The sequence below is a fragment of the Pseudonocardia sp. genome (assembly GCF_035305885.1).
Lineage (GTDB): Bacteria > Actinomycetota > Actinomycetes > Mycobacteriales > Pseudonocardiaceae > Pseudonocardia.
Genome location: NZ_DATGOP010000082.1, coordinates 24,300 through 40,100 on the forward strand (window position 1 = coordinate 24,300; position 15,801 = coordinate 40,100).

14 protein-coding genes are annotated in these 15,801 nt (G+C 74.8%); 3 read left to right on the forward strand and 11 right to left on the reverse strand.

Annotated features, from left to right (window positions below):
* The first annotated feature begins 333 nt into the window (after positions 1-333).
* Positions 334-1,035, forward strand: a complete 702-nt coding sequence (locus tag VKZ81_RS17060; RefSeq protein WP_324242564.1) for a GNAT family N-acetyltransferase — start codon at positions 334-336, stop codon at positions 1,033-1,035.
* Positions 1,036-1,090: 55 nt separating this feature from the next.
* Here VKZ81_RS17060 and VKZ81_RS17065 read toward each other — a convergent pair whose 3' ends face one another.
* The 9 genes from VKZ81_RS17065 to VKZ81_RS17105 all read right to left on the reverse strand — a co-directional run bounded on the left by VKZ81_RS17065 (position 1,091) and on the right by VKZ81_RS17105 (position 11,549).
* A complete protein-coding gene (locus tag VKZ81_RS17065; protein WP_324242565.1) occupies positions 1,091-2,251 on the reverse strand; it encodes an N-acetylmuramoyl-L-alanine amidase in 1,161 nt (386 codons plus the stop codon).
* Positions 2,252-2,451: 200 nt separating this feature from the next.
* Entirely contained in the window at positions 2,452-2,778 is a 327-nt protein-coding gene (gene trxA / locus VKZ81_RS17070) for a thioredoxin (RefSeq protein ID WP_324242566.1), read from the reverse strand.
* 55 nt (positions 2,779-2,833) lie between these two features.
* Complete coding sequence (gene trxB, locus VKZ81_RS17075) at positions 2,834-3,841, reverse strand: thioredoxin-disulfide reductase (RefSeq protein WP_324242567.1); 1,008 nt, start codon at positions 3,839-3,841, stop codon at positions 2,834-2,836.
* A 95-nt stretch (positions 3,842-3,936) separates the two neighbouring features.
* Positions 3,937-4,590 (reverse strand): RsmA family anti-sigma factor, encoded by a 654-nt coding sequence (locus tag VKZ81_RS17080; RefSeq protein ID WP_324242568.1) that lies wholly within the window; start codon positions 4,588-4,590, stop codon positions 3,937-3,939.
* Positions 4,587-5,132: an RNA polymerase sigma factor SigM gene (gene sigM / locus VKZ81_RS17085; RefSeq protein ID WP_324242569.1), complete on the reverse strand. Its 546-nt coding sequence runs from the start codon at positions 5,130-5,132 to the stop codon at positions 4,587-4,589. The genes VKZ81_RS17080 and sigM overlap by 4 nt, the downstream gene beginning before the upstream one ends.
* Before the next feature lie 58 nt (positions 5,133-5,190).
* Entirely contained in the window at positions 5,191-6,894 is a 1,704-nt protein-coding gene (locus VKZ81_RS17090) for a protein kinase family protein (RefSeq protein ID WP_324242570.1), read from the reverse strand.
* Between the two features lie 55 nt (positions 6,895-6,949).
* The gene (gene murJ / locus VKZ81_RS17095; RefSeq protein ID WP_324242571.1) at positions 6,950-8,623 is read right to left on the reverse strand and encodes a murein biosynthesis integral membrane protein MurJ; all 1,674 of its coding nucleotides are present in this window, start codon (positions 8,621-8,623) and stop codon (positions 6,950-6,952) included.
* Positions 8,620-11,058, reverse strand: a complete 2,439-nt coding sequence (locus tag VKZ81_RS17100; protein WP_324242572.1) for a DUF6049 family protein — start codon at positions 11,056-11,058, stop codon at positions 8,620-8,622. Before VKZ81_RS17100 ends, murJ begins: the two co-directional genes overlap by 4 nt.
* Positions 11,055-11,549 (reverse strand): NUDIX domain-containing protein, encoded by a 495-nt coding sequence (locus tag VKZ81_RS17105; protein WP_324242573.1) that lies wholly within the window; start codon positions 11,547-11,549, stop codon positions 11,055-11,057. Before VKZ81_RS17105 ends, VKZ81_RS17100 begins: the two co-directional genes overlap by 4 nt.
* Before the next feature lie 155 nt (positions 11,550-11,704).
* Here VKZ81_RS17105 and VKZ81_RS17110 point away from each other — a divergent pair, with 155 nt between their 5' ends.
* A complete protein-coding gene (locus tag VKZ81_RS17110) occupies positions 11,705-13,168 on the forward strand; it encodes a CCA tRNA nucleotidyltransferase (protein WP_324242574.1) in 1,464 nt (487 codons plus the stop codon).
* 3 nt (positions 13,169-13,171) lie between these two features.
* Here VKZ81_RS17110 and VKZ81_RS17115 read toward each other — a convergent pair whose 3' ends face one another.
* Entirely contained in the window at positions 13,172-14,512 is a 1,341-nt protein-coding gene (locus tag VKZ81_RS17115) for an MFS transporter (protein ID WP_324242575.1), read from the reverse strand.
* An 87-nt stretch (positions 14,513-14,599) separates the two neighbouring features.
* On the opposite strand from VKZ81_RS17115, the gene VKZ81_RS17120 reads away from it, so the two are divergent.
* Positions 14,600-15,154 (forward strand): YqgE/AlgH family protein, encoded by a 555-nt coding sequence (locus tag VKZ81_RS17120; RefSeq protein ID WP_324242576.1) that lies wholly within the window; start codon positions 14,600-14,602, stop codon positions 15,152-15,154.
* On the opposite strand, the gene VKZ81_RS17125 is transcribed toward VKZ81_RS17120, so the two are convergent.
* Positions 15,151-15,612, reverse strand: coding sequence for an SdpI family protein (locus tag VKZ81_RS17125; protein ID WP_324242577.1), 462 nt, complete (start codon positions 15,610-15,612; stop codon positions 15,151-15,153). The two genes, VKZ81_RS17120 and VKZ81_RS17125, sit on opposite strands and share 4 nt — an antisense overlap.
* Positions 15,613-15,801 lie beyond the last annotated feature (189 nt).

The following is a 15,801-nucleotide window of genomic DNA, read 5'->3' on the forward strand; positions in this document are numbered from 1 at the left end:
CGGCCGAGACGCACCCGCCGCCGCTGCTGCTGCCCCCGCACCCGCAGGAGTGGCGTCGAACGGTGGTGGGGGCGTGGCGGGCTGCGGCACGGTGGACCTCCCGGATCCTCTCTGAGTCCCAGATCGAGTCTATGGGGTGGCCGCGACCGGCCCGCCGCGGTCGCCGCGATAGCCGGAATGGGGGAACCTGCGACCGATCGTCGTGGTGGGGGCACCGGTCGCAGCAGGCGGGGTGTCCTTTCCGGCTGGATCGATCTATGGTCTTCGGGTCGGCGCGGCGAGTGGCGCCGTATGTCCGAATTCGCGATGGCTCCTCGCCGCCCGGAGGTTGGTTTGTCCTGGCATGTGGCGGCGCTCACCCTGGACAACCTGGATGATCTGCCCAAGCGGTGCAGACGGTGCGTCTTCTGGGAGCTGTCGGAGAAACTCGGCAAGCAGGCGGCCGACTTCGGCTCCACCGAGCTGGAGAAGGAGGCCTGGGTCTCCGAGGTGCTCCTCGAGTGGGGGTCGTGCGGCCGCGTCGTCTACATGGCCGGGGCGCCCGCCGGCTACGTGATCTACGCTCCTCCGTCCGCGGTCCCGCGCGCCGCCGAGATGCCCACCGGCCCGGTGTCCGCCGACGCCGTGCTGCTCACCACGATGCAGGTCCTGCCGGAGTTCTCCGGTGAGGGCCTGGGCCGGATGCTGGCGCAGGCGGTCGTGCGCGACCTGACGCGCCGCGGCGTCAAGGCCATCGAGGTGTTCGGCGAGCAGCGGCCGGGCAGCGAGCCGGGCTGCCTCATCCCCGCGGACTTCCTCCGCCGCGTCGGGTTCAAGACGATCCGCCCGCACCCGCGCTTCCCGCGCCTGCGCATGGAGCTGCGCTCCGCGATGGCGTGGAAGGAGGACGTCGAGGCGGCGCTGGAACAGCTGATCGGCACGATCACGATCCCGATGCAGGCAGGCGGTGCCCGCACCGAGCCCCTCCGTTCCGTACCCACCCGGTCCGGAGCGACCGTCTGCGGCCCGCTCAGGCCGCTCCGTACGCCCCACTGACGGCCGCGCAGGGGCCACCGAACCCCGTGGGCGCAACCCGGGGGTCGGACGGCTCTCAGATGGCCTGGGCCTCGTTCCGCTCCAGCTCGCGGGCGAGCACGTCGGAGAAGGTGAACGTCCCGGTCGGCTGGTCGTCCTTGCCGAGCAGGTACAGCCGCTTCACCGCCACGAGGATGCCCTCGGCGACGATGTCGCGGAACACCGGGTCGAGCAGCCTGCGCCGGTCGCCGATGTTGGTGAGGTAGCCGATCTCGACACGCACCGCAGGCATCCGCGTGAGCCGCAGCAGCTCCCACGTGCGGGCCTGGATGCGGCAGTCGTACATGCCGGTGCGGATGAGCAGTTCGCGGTGGATGAAGCCGGCGAGCGCCTCCCCCACCGTGGAGGTGGCGCCGGACCCGTTGCCGAAGTGGAACGTGGCCAGGCCCTGGGCCTGCATGCTCGAGTTGGCGTCGGTGTGCAGCGACAGCACCAGGTCGGCGTCGGCGCGGTTGGCGAACGCGGCCCGCTCGGCCTCGGTGGGGCAGGTGTCCTCCTGCCGCGACAGCATGGCGTCCATGCCGGTGGCGGCCATCCGGCCGACGAGCCGGCGGGCCATGTCCCACACGATGTCGGCCTCGGCGACCCCCGCCACGACGACGCCGCGGTCCGGCCCGCCGTGGCCCGGGTCGACCACGATGCGCTTGCCGCGCAAGCGGGGCCCGGCCTGGCGCAGGTGCTCCTGCTCGCGCAGCAGCCGGGGCCGGCCGCCGGTGACCTTCCGGCCGAGTTGGCGCAGCGACCGGAGGGTGGCCGGCCCGCACAGGCCGTCGGGCACGAGGCCGTACTCGCGCTGGAACTTCTTGAGCGCCGCCTCGGTCTGCTCGTCGAACACCCCGTTCGGGCGCCCGGGGTCGTAGCCGAGCTCGAGGAGGCGCTCCTGCAGCGCGACGACGTCGTCGCCGCTCATCGGCGACGAGACCATGTAGGCGAGCATCCGGTCGCCCAGGCGCCAGCCCGCCTCGCGCAGCGCGCGGTAGGTGGCGGGGCCCACGATCCCGTCGGTGATGAGGCCCCGCTGTTGCTGGAACGCGCGGACGGCCTGCTCGACCTCTTCGTCGAAGAAGTCCTCGCGGGACCCGTTCGCGGCGGTCTCGGGCAGCAGACCGAACCGTCGCAGCGTGGACCGGATCTCGACGACACCCGGACCGCTGTCACCTCGGCGCAGCAGCTGCATGCACCCCTCGCTCGCTGTCGTGGCTTCCCGTGCTCGGACCGCCCGCCCCCGATCCGGATCCAGGGACCATTCTGCCCTGCCCGGGGGCGGCTCGCGGACAGCGGGCCGTGTCCGTCCGTGTTCGTGTCGTGATAAGCCGCACGACGAACGAAGCCCCGCCCCCGGGAAGCGGAGGCGGGGCTTCGGCGCCTGATCTCGGGTCAGGCGAGGTAGTCGGCCAGGTCGGACAGCAGAGCCGACTTCGGCTTGGCACCGACGATCTGCTTCACCGGCTTGCCGTCCTTGAAGACGATCATCGTGGGGATCGACATCACCTGGTAGTCCCGGGCGGTGGCCGGGTTGGCGTCGATGTCGAGCTTCGCGACGGTGAGCTTGTCCTTGTTCTCCGCCGCGATCTCGTCGAGCACGGGCGCGACCATCTTGCACGGCCCGCACCAGGTCGCCCAGAAGTCGACCACGACGGGCTTGTCGCTCTTGAGGACCGCGCTCTCGAACGAGGCGTCGGTGACCTCGACGGTGTTGGCCATGTGTACTCCGTTCCCTGGAACTTGCCCGAACTCGGACGGGTTCTGGCTGCCTTGCTCAGGCGGTGACGGCCGCGACCGCGTCGGACGCGGTTCCGTACCCGCCGCCCACCAACTCGCTCGGCACCGGGGCCTCGGCGAGCCAGCGCTCTGCGTCGATGGCCGCGGCGCACCCGGAGCCCGCGGCGGTGATGGCCTGGCGGTAGACGCGGTCGACGAGGTCGCCCGCGGCGAACACGCCCGGGATGGCGGTGCGGGTGCTCGGCGACTGGACCTTCACGTAACCGTTCTCGTCGGTCTCGAGCTGGTCCTTGACCAGCTCGCTGCGCGGGTCGTGGCCGATCGCGACGAACATGCCGCTGACCTCGAGCACCGACTCCTCGCCGGTCTTCGTGTCACGAAGACGCAAACCGGAGACGCTGCCCTCGCCCAGCACCTCGACGACCTCGGCGTTGGTGCGCCAGCGCATCTTCGGGTCGTCCTGCGCCCGCTTGAGCATGATCTTCGAGGCGCGGAACTCGTCGCGGCGGTGCACGATCGTGACCGAGCGGGCGAAGCGGGTGAGGAAGGTCGCCTCCTCCATCGCCGAGTCACCGCCGCCGATCACCGCGATGTCCTTGTCGCGGAAGAAGAAGCCGTCGCAGGTGGCGCAGGCGCTGACGCCGCGCCCGAGCAGTTCCTGCTCACCGGGCACGTGCAGGTAGCGGGCGGCGGCCCCCATCGCGAGGATGATCGCGCGAGAGCGGTAGGTGACCCCGTTGGCCACCACCGACTTGACCTCGCCCTGGAGGGAGATCTCCTCCACGTCCTCGGCCCGCAGCTCGGCGCCGAAGCGCTTGGCCTGGCCGCGCATCTGCTCCATCAGCTCGGGGCCCATGATCCCGTCGGTGAAGCCGGGGTAGTTCTCGACCTCGGTGGTGGTCATGAGCGCACCGCCGAACTGGGTGCCCTCGAACACGAGGGGGCGCAGCTGGGCACGTGCCGCGTAGATGGCTGCGGTGTAGCCGGCCGGGCCCGACCCGACGATGATCAGTTCGCGAACGTCGCTCGCTCGATCGCTGCTCACGGGTTGCGTCCTCCCTCGTCTCCTACAGGCCGTGCAACACCTTCCCAGCAACGGGCATTCCACCGCAGAGGGACCCGTCGGCCACGTGAGCGGGCTCACCCGCCGATCGTGCGCGCCTCGAGCAGCACCCCGCCGTCCGGTCCGCAGCCGGGCGCGACGACCACGACGTGCAGGCGCCCCCGCGCCCCGCCCGCGAGCAGCAGGAGCACCCCGTCCCGCCCACCGGTGACGACGTCGCGGCCGCCCAGCAGCGGGGCCTGCGGATCCACGCCGGGCGGGGCGACGGCGCGCAGGCAGGCGGCCCTGCGGCCCGGGTCGGCGAGGTCGCCGACGTCGAAGTCGCCGCGGACGGTGAGGCCCGCCGCCACCGGGTCCACCCCGTCGAGCGAGATCGGCTCCCCCTCGCGCGGTCCCCACAGCAGCCCCACGACGAGGGTGGCCGCGAGCACGGCCGCCGCGACGAGCGCCGGCCGCACCCGCCGGCGCCGGGACCGCCGGCTCGGGCGGGCGGCGGCCTCCGCGGCCAGGGCGGCGTCCCACCGGGCCGCGTACCTCGCGGGAAGCGGGGGGTCGGCCAGCCCGGCGAGCTCGGCCCGGGTCGCGGCGAGGCCGGCGAGCACGGCCGTGGCGTCGGCGTCCCGGGCCGCCGCCTCCCGCACCTCGGCCGCGCGCTCGGGGTCGAGCAGGCCCGCGTCGAGGTCGGCCAGCAGCTCGGCGGGCAGGGCGGGGCGTTCGGTTCGGTCGGTCACCGCTCCTCCTCCCGCACGTGGCCCAGCAGCGCGCCCAGCCGGAGCCGGGCGCGGGCGCACCGGCTCTTCACCGTGCCGACCGGCACCTCCAGGACCTGGGCGACCTCCTCGACCGGCCAACCGTGCACGTCCACGAGCACCACCGCCACCCGCTGGTGGGCGGGCAGCTCGGCGAGCGCGGCGTCGACCGACAGCCGGGTGACGACGTCCGACGCCACGTCCGCTCCCCGCTCCCGCGGCTCGGCCTCGGGGAGCGGGACGGTGCGGTGGCGGTTCTCCCTTCGGATCCGGTCGATGCAGGCGTTGACCAGGATCCGGTGCAGCCACGTCCGCACCGACGCGTCGCCCCGGTAGCCGTCGGCCCGCCGGAACGCGGCGAGCAGGGTCTCCTGCACGACGTCGGCGGCGTCCTCGGGGTGGCCGAGGGTGCGCAGGGCGATCCCCCACAGCCGCTTCCGGTACCGGGCGTCCAGCTCGGCGAACGCGCGCGGGTCGCCCGCCCGGTGCGCGGCGAGCAGCTCCGCGTCGCTTCGCCCGCCCATGATCGGACACTAGGCCGCAAGGCCCCGTTCCCGTGGGCGTTTCGCAGAAGTCGCGGGCTCAGGCCCCGGCGCGGCGGAACTCGATCTCGTTGATCTCGCTGCCGTAGCCCCCGTCGCGCTCGGACAGCTTGGTGATCCACAGCAGCACGTGCTCGACGGGCTGGCTCCCGGCGAGCGACACCGGCGTGCGACCGCCCTCGAGGGTGACCTCGGTGATCTTCTCCGTCTCCGCGAGCGGGGCGTCGGCCGACGGGGCCGAGCGGATCTCGACGACGGTGCCCCGGCTCTGCGACACGATCGTGAGATCGGACAGCTGCACCGCCGACGCGAAGGACACCATGATCCCGATGCCGGGCCGGTACGCCGGGAACTGCTGGTAGTAGGTCGAGGTGTTCCAGCCGGTGGCCGGGTCGCGGTCGATGACCCGGGTGGCCCGCTCGGCGTTGTCGGGGTCGCCGCCCTGGTCGTAGACCTCGACGTTGACGCCGCCGACGATCGGCGCCGCGGGCAGCGGCACGATCTGCGCCTGGCCCGGCTCGGGCTGCACCGGCTCGCCCTCGACGACGATGGGCGGCCCACCGCTGTCGACGAACATGTCGCCCAGCTGCACGCCCAGGTAGCCGAGGACCATGAGCACCGCGGCGCCGAGCGAGGTGAGCGCGATGGTCATCTTCCGGCGGCGCTGCGGGTCGGGCGGGGTGACCGCGTGGCCCCGGTCCTGCCACACGTCCTCGGGCGAAGAGGGAACGCCGTCGTCGGCGGGCGGGAAGAGGGCCATCCGGTCGTCCTCGGCGACCACCTCGGTGAGCAGGCGCTGCACCGCGGCGGCGGTGTGGACGTGGCCCGGGACGCCGTCTGGGCCGAGGGTGCCCTGGGTCAGCGTGTCGAGCTCGACCGGGACGCCCGGCCGCACCTCCGACGGCGGCAGCAGCGCCCCGCCCTCGGTGCGTTCGGCCGCGGCGAGGCCCGCGCGGGCGGCGTCCGCGGGCGACAGCGGCCAGCGGCTGGTCAGCAGCGTGTAGAGCACGGCGCCGAGGCCGCGGACGTCGTCGGCCGGCGTGACGTTCGAGCGGGGCAGCGCGAAGCAGAGCTGCGCGCGCCCGTCCGGGGTGATCCGGACGCGCTGCGGGTGGTCGCAGCCGAGGACGAGCCCGTGCCGATGGGCCGCCTCGGCGGCCTCGGCCAGCGGGACGACGGCGCGGGCCGCGGCGAGCGGCTTGATCAGGCCGTCGGCCACCACCTCGCCGAGGCTGCGGCCGGGCACCCACTCGGTGACCGCGGCGCCCAGTACGTCCTCCGGGAGGCTGGCGGCGCCGGGCGTGAGCACGTCGAGCAGCCGGGCGCACCCGCTGTGCTCGAAGCTGCCGGACCGCAGCGTGCGCACCACCATCTGCTCGGCGCGCGCCACGGCGGAGAGCCCGTCGTCGAACACCGCGTCGGGCGCGGGCCGCCGCAGCACGGTGACGGCGACGTCGCGGCGCAGGATCGTGTCCTCGGCCCGCCAGAACTCCGCGCAGGCGGCGGGGTCGGTGCCGACGCGGGTGCGCAGCCGGTAGCGGCTGGCCAGCAGGCTGCCCGCGATGGTGCCCGAGGGCACCGGCGGGACCGCGGGCGCGGTGGGCAGGTCGGCGACCGCGGCGGCCCGGTCGTCGGCGCGTTGCTGCTCGGGCACGTGGGGTGAGGTGTCCACCGGAGCAGCCGCCTCCTCGGTCGACTCCCCGGGCGCGGCCGCACCGGACGGTGGGCTCGCCAACTCACTCACCGCTCCGCCCTCCCCGGCAATCGCGAACCACACCTCGCCCGTGGGAAAGCCTACGTCAGCGGCGTGCGCCGCGCTGAGACTTCCCCCTGTCGACGAGCCGTTCGAGTCGGTCCATCACGACCCGGACCTCACTTATGCCTATCAGCCGCATGACCAGCACCGTTACCGGTCCGCCGACCACGACCGCGACCCCCAGCTCGACCCACGCCCGGGGCAGCGGGGCGAGCCCGGCGAGCGGGCCCGCGGCGAGCAGCGCGACGATCCCCGCGGCGAGCAGCACGCCCACTGCGGCGGCGATCGCGCTGCGGCCCGCGGTGGCGAGCACGGACGCGGTCGGGACGCTGCCGAGCATCCGCCGGAGGATCAGCTGGCCGATCACCGCGCCCACCACGAACGAGGCGCTGTTGGCGGCCGCGAGGCCGAGCACGACGTCCTCCGGTGCCAACAGCGCCGGGCAGGCGAGCATCAGCGGGATCTTGGTGGCCACCACGCAGAGCTGCACGAACGTCGCCGTGCGGTGCGCGGTGAGCGCGTAGAACACGCGGGCCTGCAGCATCGTGAAGGCGAACGGGAGCAGCCCGAACGCCGACACCGCGAGGGCCGCGCCGAGCCGGCCGGCGCCGTCGAGGTTGCCCGACCTCAGGCCGAACAGCGCGACCCCGACCGCGGTGCCGAACACCGTGAGCAACACCGAGATCGGCACCAGCAGCACCGAGGCGAGCCTGCCGCCCAGCCCCAGGTCGGCGGCCACGTCCGCGGTGCGGCCCTCGGCCGCGGCCCGCGACATGCGCGGCATCAGCGCGGTGAGCAGCGAGACCCCGAGGACGCCGTAGGGCACCTGCAGCAGGAGCCACGCGTTCGTGTAGATCGCGAAGGCGCCCGCGTCGGCGGAGGTCGCCACCCGGGTGGTGACGATCAGACCTGCCTGTCCGATCAGGACGTAGACCACGGCCCACGCGCCGAGACCTGCCGCTTTGGTCAGGCGTGGGTCCCAACCCCACAGTGGGCGGTACCGGAAGCCGACGCGCCGCGCCGCGGGCAGCAGCACGAGGGTCTGGGCGGCGATCCCCAGCGTCGTGCCGAGGCCGAGCACGAGCAGGCGGGCGCCCTCCGGCACCACGAGGTAGACGCCGACGACGCCGAGCACCACGACGTTGTTCAGCACCGGCGCCCAGCCGAACGCCCCGAACGAGCCGCGGCTGTTGAGCACCGCGCCGAGCACCGCGCCCAGGCCGTAGAAGAAGACCTGGGGCAGGAGCATGTAGGCGAGCGTCGTGGCGAGCTCGGGGTCGGCCGTGCTGCTGGTCTGCCCGCCCAGGTAGAGCCGGGTCAGCAGCGGGGCGGCTAGCATGCCCGCCGCCGTGGCGAGCAGCAGCGCCGCGCCGGTGATCGTGATCAGCTTGCGGGTGTAGGCCTCGCCGCCGTCGGGGTCCTCGCGCTGCGCCCGCACCAGCAGCGGGATCATCATGCTGCTGAGCGCGCCGCCGATGAGCAGCTCGTAGACGATGTTCGGCAGCGTGTTCGACAGCGTGTAGGAGTCGTTGAGCACGGTGGCGCCGAGCACCGTGAACAGCGCGACCTGCCGCAGGAACCCGGTGATCCGGCTGGCCAGGCTGCCCAGCGCCATCAGGCTGCTGGACCGGCCCAGCGACGGTTCGGACCGCGGCTGCGACGCCGGCACGACCGGGATCCGTTCGGTGACCGCGTCGTCCGGCGCCGGGTCGGTCACGGGCTCGGGACGCGCGGGGGGCCGGGCGGGCGGCGGTGGCCCGGCGGCGGGACCGCCGGGAGGCGGTCCGTGACGGCGTTCGGGTCGGGGAACGCCTCCCCCGCGTGGGGGGCGCGCGGGTCGGTCGGGCGGTCCGGGGGGCTGGGCGGCGGGGCCGAGCCGGGCCGTCCGTTCGGCGGCTCCCCACGGATTCGGCGCACGATCCTGCGGCCGGCCAGCACCACCAGCAGGATGCCCGCGCTCGCCGTCAGCCACACCGTGATGGTGCCGTAGGCGGTGGAGCGGACCCGCAACCGGCTCGGCTGCCCGAGCAGCTCGCCGCCGGGCGTCCGCACCGTCGCCTGGACGCTGAACTGGCCGGACCGGGTCACCTGCGCGCTCACCCGCACCTGGCGCCTGCCCAGCGGCGGCACCTCCTGGGGTTCGATCGGGGCGACCCGCAGGCCGGACGACGGCAGGATGTCCACGTTCACCCGCACGGTGACCGGGAGGCCGTTGGCCACGGTGATGAGCAGCGGCGCGTCGGACGTGCCGAGCGAGTAGGGGCCGGGCGGCTCGAGCACGCGGATGGAACCCCTGAGCGCGGCCACCCGGTCGGCGAGCTCCTCGGCCGCGGCCTCGGCCGCCTCGGGCCGGGCGCGCCACGCCGCCGACACCGGGCGCAGCAGGCCGCGCCGCAGGGGGGTGAACGCCTCCTCGGGGCTGACGCCGACCTCGGAGTTCGGCACGGCGGCGGTGGCGAGGTCCTCGATGGCCGCCGAGGTGGCGCGGACCCGGTCGATGGCGGGCCCGGTCACCTCGCGCGCGCCGACGTGCAGCGGGTAGGTGATCGGCAGGGCGGCCGTGCCCGTCGGCGGCCCGACGGCGAGCAGGTCGTCGAGGGCTTGCGGCACGATCCGCCCGACGTCGAGCAGCTGGTCCACGGCGCCGAGCAGCGCCTCGGTGGCGGCGCCGCCCGCGATCCACTGGTGCGGTGGGGCGAGCACGAGCGGACCGCTCGCGCGCTCGGCGATGTCCTCCGGGTCCTGCGTGCGGAACGCGAGCGCCCCGATGAGGTCCTGCGTGGACAGCGGGCTCGAGGTGCCCGCGGGGCTCGCCGACGACGCCGAGCTGCGTCGCATCGCGCCGAGGTCGCCTCCCGGCGCGTCCGGGAGGCCGGCGGCGGCCCGGGTGAGGAGCGGGTCGGTGAGCACCGCGAACTGGGTGCGCTGCCCACCCGCGATCGGCAACACGCCCGCGTCCCCCGTCGCGCGGCGCTGCTCGACGGCGTCCGCCGACAGCAGCAGCGACCGCCCGCCCGCGCGCGCCGCCAGCGCGAGCGTCGCCTCGTCGACGGCGCCCTCGACCGGCCACGTCACGTCCGGGACCACCGGCGCCTGGAGGATCTCCTGCAGCACCTGCCGCCCCTCGGTGATCGCGCGTTCGGCGAGGTCGGTCAGGCCGGCGCGGGTGAGGGCGACGAGGTCGGCGTCGGCGAAGGGCAGGGCCACCACGCAGCCGGTGCGCGCCACCGAGGCGAGCTGCTGGAGCCATTGAGCCGCGGCCGCCCCGCCCGCGCCCGGCACCGGCGCGCCGTCCGGGCCGAGGACCTGGTAGCCGTCCGAGCTGCTCATCAGCGCGGCGGTCTGCACCAGGTCCGGGTCGATCGCGAGGCACGTCGCCTCCCGCACCCGGGAGCCCTCGGGGGCGTTGCGGGCGAGCGCGCCCACCACGCCGCCGAGGCGTCCCTCGGGGGTGAACGAGGTGGCCAGCTCGTCGTCGGTGAGCAGGGTCGGCTCGCCGGGGACGGTCGCGAGCCTGCGCGGCACGTCCGTGATCGGCACCAGCATCGCGAACGGCGTCGCGCCCCCGGTGGTGGCCTGGGGCACCTCGTCGGGGGCCTCCGGGTCGGGCGGCAGCGACAGCACCGGCAGCAGCACCCGCGCCGCGTCGAGCCGGGCGCGCGGCCCGTCCCCCGGCGACCCGTTGACGTTGACGAGCAGCTCGTGCACACCGGTGGACTCGAGCGCGAGGCTCGTCTCCGGCGCTCCCCGCAGCGGCAGCGTGAGCCGCACCGGCATCTGCTCACCGGGCGCGAGCTCGCCCGGGAGCGGCATGAACTGCGGTGTGATCGCGTCGGTGCGCGCGGTGCCGTCCAGCGCGTCGCGCAGCGCGCCCTCCGACTGGAGCGGGTCGCCGCGCTGCACCCGGATGAGCAGGTCGTGCACCGGCACGTCGCCGGTGTTGGTGATCGTGCCGGCCACCACGAGGTCGCGCGGGCCGCCCGCCGCGACCACCCGGGGGGACATGTCCGTGAGGTCCAGCCGCAGCGGGCCGTCCGCCGCCCGCTGCCCCGCCGCCGAGGGCTCCGCGGCCGCGCCGGCGACCGGACCGGTGCCGAACAGCCCGGCCAGCGCCAGCAGGGTGATCGCGACGAGCGTCGCGACCGGCTTCACGCGGTCTCCTCCAGCAGCTCGGTGGCTCTCCTGATCAAACGGCGTTCGTCGGCGTAGGCGAGGCGCTGCTCGAGCTCCTCGAGCGGGACCCACGCCACCTCGGCGACCTCGACGTCGTCGTCGGACAGCTCGCCGCCGAGCGCCTGCAGCAGGAAGTGGTGCACGGTCTTGTGGACGCGGCGGTCCTCGGCGACGAACCAGAAGTCGATCGTGCCGAGCGGTGCGACCACACGGCCGATGATGCCGGTCTCCTCCTCGACCTCGCGCACCGCCGCCTCCTCGGCCGTCTCCCCCGGCTCGATGTGGCCCTTCGGCAGCGACCACAGCAGTCGTCCCTTGCGGTCGAGGCGGCCGATGATCGCGGCTGCGCCCGTGGCGTGGTCGACGATGAGCCCGCCCGCCGACGTCTCGTCGACCGTGCGCAGCCGCCTGCGGCGTTCGACCGACCTGCCCCCGCGACGCCCCCCGGAGCGGCCGCGGGATGAAGACATGTGGCGATCGTAACGAGCGATGGGCGGTGAACGCCGCCACGAGCCGTGCGCCGTGTCCGTCGGTCCCCGGCTCGCTACCGACGGTGACCGGGCCGGTAGCGACCTCGCCACATCCTCGTCGCCGCCCGGACGGGGGACGCATAGACTGGCGCGCCGTGTCTGCACCCGCCACGGCCTCCGGCGCCGCACCTGCCGAACTCCTGCGAGCCCAGGAAAATGCGGTTGTGCAGATGGTCACGATCGGCCCGGTCGCCGAGCAGCTCGCCGCCCGGTTCGCCGATGCGGGCCACCGGCTCTACCTCGTGGGCGGCAGCGTCCGCGACGCCCTGCTCGGCCGCGATGTGTCCGACCTCGACTTCACCACCGACGCCCGGCCGGAGGAGATCCTCCGCGTCCTGCGCGGCTGGAGCGACGCCGTGTGGGACACCGGCATCGACTTCGGCACCGTCGGCGCCCGCGTCGGCGACACCACCGTCGAGATCACGACGTTCCGCGCCGACGCCTACGACCGGGTCTCGCGCAAGCCGGTCGTGAGCTTCGGCGAGTCGATCGAGGACGACCTGGTCCGGCGCGACTTCACGGTGAACGCGATGGCGGTCGAGCTCACCGGGTCGCAGCGGCGCTTCGTCGACCCGCACGGCGGGCTCGCCGCGCTGGCCGCGGGCGTCCTCGACACGCCGACGGCGCCCGAAGACTCCTTCGCCGACGACCCGCTGCGGATGCTGCGCGCCGCCCGGTTCGTCTCGCAGCTCGGCCTCACCCCGAGCGAGCGGGTTGTCGTCGCCATGACGAATATGGCGGGCGAGCTCTCGCGCATCACCCGCGAGCGCGTACAGGCCGAGCTCACGAAGCTGATCCTCGGCAAGCACCCGCGCCGGGCGATCGAGCTGATGGTCGACACCGGCCTGTGCGAGCAGGTGCTCCCCGAGGTCCCCGCCATGCGGCTCGCCATCGACGAGCACATGCAGCACAAGGACGTCTACACGCACTCGCTCGTCGTCATGGAGCAGGCGATCGACCGCGAGACCGAGGGGCCGGACCTCGTGCTGCGGCTCGCCGCCCTGCTGCACGACGTCGGCAAGCCCGCGACGCGACGCAAGGAGCCCGACGGGCGCGTGAGCTTCCACCACCACGAGGTGGTCGGGGCGAAGATGGTGCGCAAGCGGCTGCGCGAGCTGAAGTACCCGAAGGCGATCGTCGACGACGTCTCGAAGCTGGTGTTCCTGCACCTGCGCTTCCACGGGTACTCGGGCGGCGAGTGGACCGACTCCGCGGTCCGCCGCTACGTCACCGACGCGGGCCCGCTGCTGGACCGGCTGCACAAGCTCGTGCGATCGGACTGCACCACCCGCAACCGCCGCCGGGCCGCCGCGCTGCAGCGCAACTACGACTCCCTCGAGGAGCGGATCGCCCGCCTGCGCGAGAAGGAGGCGCTCGACGCCATCCGCCCGGACCTGAACGGCAACGAGATCATGGAGATCCTGGGCATCCCGCCCGGCCCGCTGGTGGGCAAGGCCTACAAGCACATGCTGGCGCTGCGCATGGAACGCGGGCCGCTCCCCCGCGAGGAGGCCGAGGCCGAGCTGCGCCGGTGGGCTGCGGAGAACGGCCTGGCCTGACGGTCAGGCCGCCGCGCGCCTGCGGGCCCGGCGCAGCTGCAGGTCGTGCCCCGCGAGGCCGACCACGTACAGCACGGCGGCGCTGCCGAACAGCCACGGCGCCGCCCCGTCCGGCGGGCTGAGCAGGGCGGCGCACGCCACGGCCAGCACGTAGCCGACGTTGAACACGATGTCGTAGAGGGCGAACACGCGCCCGAGCACCTCGTCGCCGACCTCGGCCTGCACGGCGGCGTCGGCGCAGAGCTTGACGACCTGCCCGGTGAGACCCAGGACGAACGCCGCCACCATCACGATCGGCAGCGACAGCAGGGCCGCGAGCGTGAGCTGGGCGAGTGTGGCGACGACGAGCGACACCCGCACCGTGCGCGGCCGCCCCCACCGGCGCACCATCCACGGCGTGACCACGGCGGCCGCGCCCAGCCCGGCCGCGGCGAGCACGACGGCCTCGCCGAGGCCGGCCATGCCAGCGCGGAGCGGGCCCGCGTCGGTGAACGCGTAGCGGAACAGCAGCAGCGTGAGCAGCGTCGAGACGCCGAACGCGAGCCGGTGCGTCCCGAGCGCCAGGAACGCGCCCGCGACCGACGGGGTGGCGATCGTGGCCCGCGCCCCGTCGGAGAACCCGTGCAGGACGCTCGCGATCGTGGACCGGCGCCCGTCGGTGCGGTCGGGGCCGAGCTGCCTGCGCCGGAAGCCCGCGGCGACGACCGCGGCCGTGAGCGACCCCGCGACGCCGACCAGGGTCACCACGCCCGATCCCGCGTCGCCCGTGCCGACGAGCTCGCGCAACCCGATCGCGCTCGCCCCACCGACGGCGGCCACCGCGGCGCCTGCCGTCACGGCGAAGGTGTTGGCCTCCACCAGGTGCTGCCGCGGCACGACGTGGGGCAGCGCGACCGACAGCGCGGCGAGCACGAACCGGTTCACCCCGGCCGCCGCGAGCGCCGGCAGGTAGAGCGCGAGGCCCGCCCCGCCGGACAGGACCACCGCCGCGACGACCACCACGAGCACCGCCCGGACGAGGCTCGCGCCCAGCAGGACCCGCCTGCGGTCCCAGCGGTCGATGAGCGCCGCCGCGAACGGCCCGACGAGCGAGTACGGCAGCAGCAGCACGGCGAGCCCGGCCGCGACGGCCAGCGGGTCGGCCTGCCGCTCGGGGTTGAACAGCACGGCGCCACCCAGGGCGGCCTGGAACATGCCGTCGCCCCACTGCGTGGCGAAGCGCACACCCAACAGCCGCCGGAAGCCCCCGGTCCGCACGAACCGGACGAGGCCGAGCCTGCTCCCCCGGGTCGAGCCGGGGGCCTCGGCAGCGGCGGACGGCGCACCCGAGCCCGAAGACGGCACGGCTGGAGGCTACTGCCCCGGGCGGGGTGCAACGATGTTCGCGTGGTGGACGAGCGCTCCCGTTCTGGTTCGGTTCCCGGTTCGGAGGTGGCCCCGGGCACGCTGCTCGTAGCGGCTCCCGGCCTGCTCGACCCCCACTTCCGCCGCACCGTGATCTACATCATCGAGCACCGTCCGCGGGGCACGCTCGGGGTCGTGCTGAACCGCCCGAGCGAGGTCACCGTGCGCGACGTGCTCCCGTCGTGGGCGCCGCTGTCGTCACAGCCGCCGTCGGTCTTCGTCGGGGGCCCGGTGGAGAGCGAGACGGCGCTGTGCCTCGCGGCCGTGCGCACCGGGCAGGACCCGAACGCGGTCGACGGGCTGATCGCGGTGCGCGGCCCGGTGGCGCTGGTCGACCTCGACTCCGACCCGGCCGCGATCGCGCCGCGGCTGCGCGGCCTGCGCGTGTTCGCCGGCTACTCGGGGTGGGACGCCGGGCAGCTCGCGGCCGAGATCGCGCGGGGCGACTGGATCGTCGTGCCCGCCATCCCCGACGACGTGCTGGCCCGCAACAACGGCAGCCTGTGGGGCCACGTGCTGCGCCGGCAGGGGATGCCGCTCGCGCTGCTCGCGACGTACCCGCTGGACCTGCGGAACAACTAGCCGTTCCGGGAGGCCGCCTCCTGGGTGGTCGCCGCCGCGGTGCGGCAGCCCGCCACCAGGTCGCAGCCGGCGCACGTCCCCGCGCAGGCCGACGGCCCGGGCGCGGGCAGCGGCACGGCGGCGGCCGCGCGGTCGCCCGCGACACCCCCCACCCCGGTGAGGACGAGGGCCGCGAGCGTGCTCACCGCGAACAGCGTCCACCCGAGCACGCCGGTGGCGCCCGCCAGCAGCGCAGCGCCGCCCGCGACGGCCACGCCACCCGCCGCGCCCAGCGGCGCCGCGGCCACCTGGTTGGCCACCGCGAAGGCGGCCTCCGAACGCAGGCTCGCGACCGTGCGCACCCCGGCCCAGCGGTTGCGCCGCAGCTTCCGCCGCATCCCCAGCAGCGCGATCACGAGGAGCGCGGCACCGAGGACGACGAGCAGGACGCCGAGGGTCAGGCGGACGGGAAGCGGCACGCGAACCAGGCTACTGCGTTGGATCGCCTCCGCTTCGCTCCGGCGGCTCGCGGGCCCCGATGAGGCGGCGCCCCGCTCCCCGGTGCTCGGGCGCTCGTTCCTCGCGCCCTGCGGGCCTCCTCCGCGGGTCGCCGCCGGGCCCGCTCGGGGGGTGTCCGTGGTCGTTGCGGCGGCTCGTGGGCCCCGGTG

Bases quoted from the DNA above. Each gene is read 5' to 3' on its own strand.
- VKZ81_RS17065 (WP_324242565.1), bottom strand. From the start codon at position 2,251: ATGCAGCTGCTGCGCCGAGGTGACAGCGGTCCGGGTGTCGTCGAGATC.
- trxA (WP_324242566.1), bottom strand. From the start codon at position 2,778: ATGGCCAACACCGTCGAGGTCACCGACGCCTCGTTCGAGAGCGCGGTC.
- sigM (WP_324242569.1), bottom strand. From the start codon at position 5,132: ATGGGCGGGCGAAGCGACGCGGAGCTGCTCGCCGCGCACCGGGCGGGC.
- VKZ81_RS17105 (WP_324242573.1), bottom strand. From the start codon at position 11,549: ATGTCTTCATCCCGCGGCCGCTCCGGGGGGCGTCGCGGGGGCAGGTCG.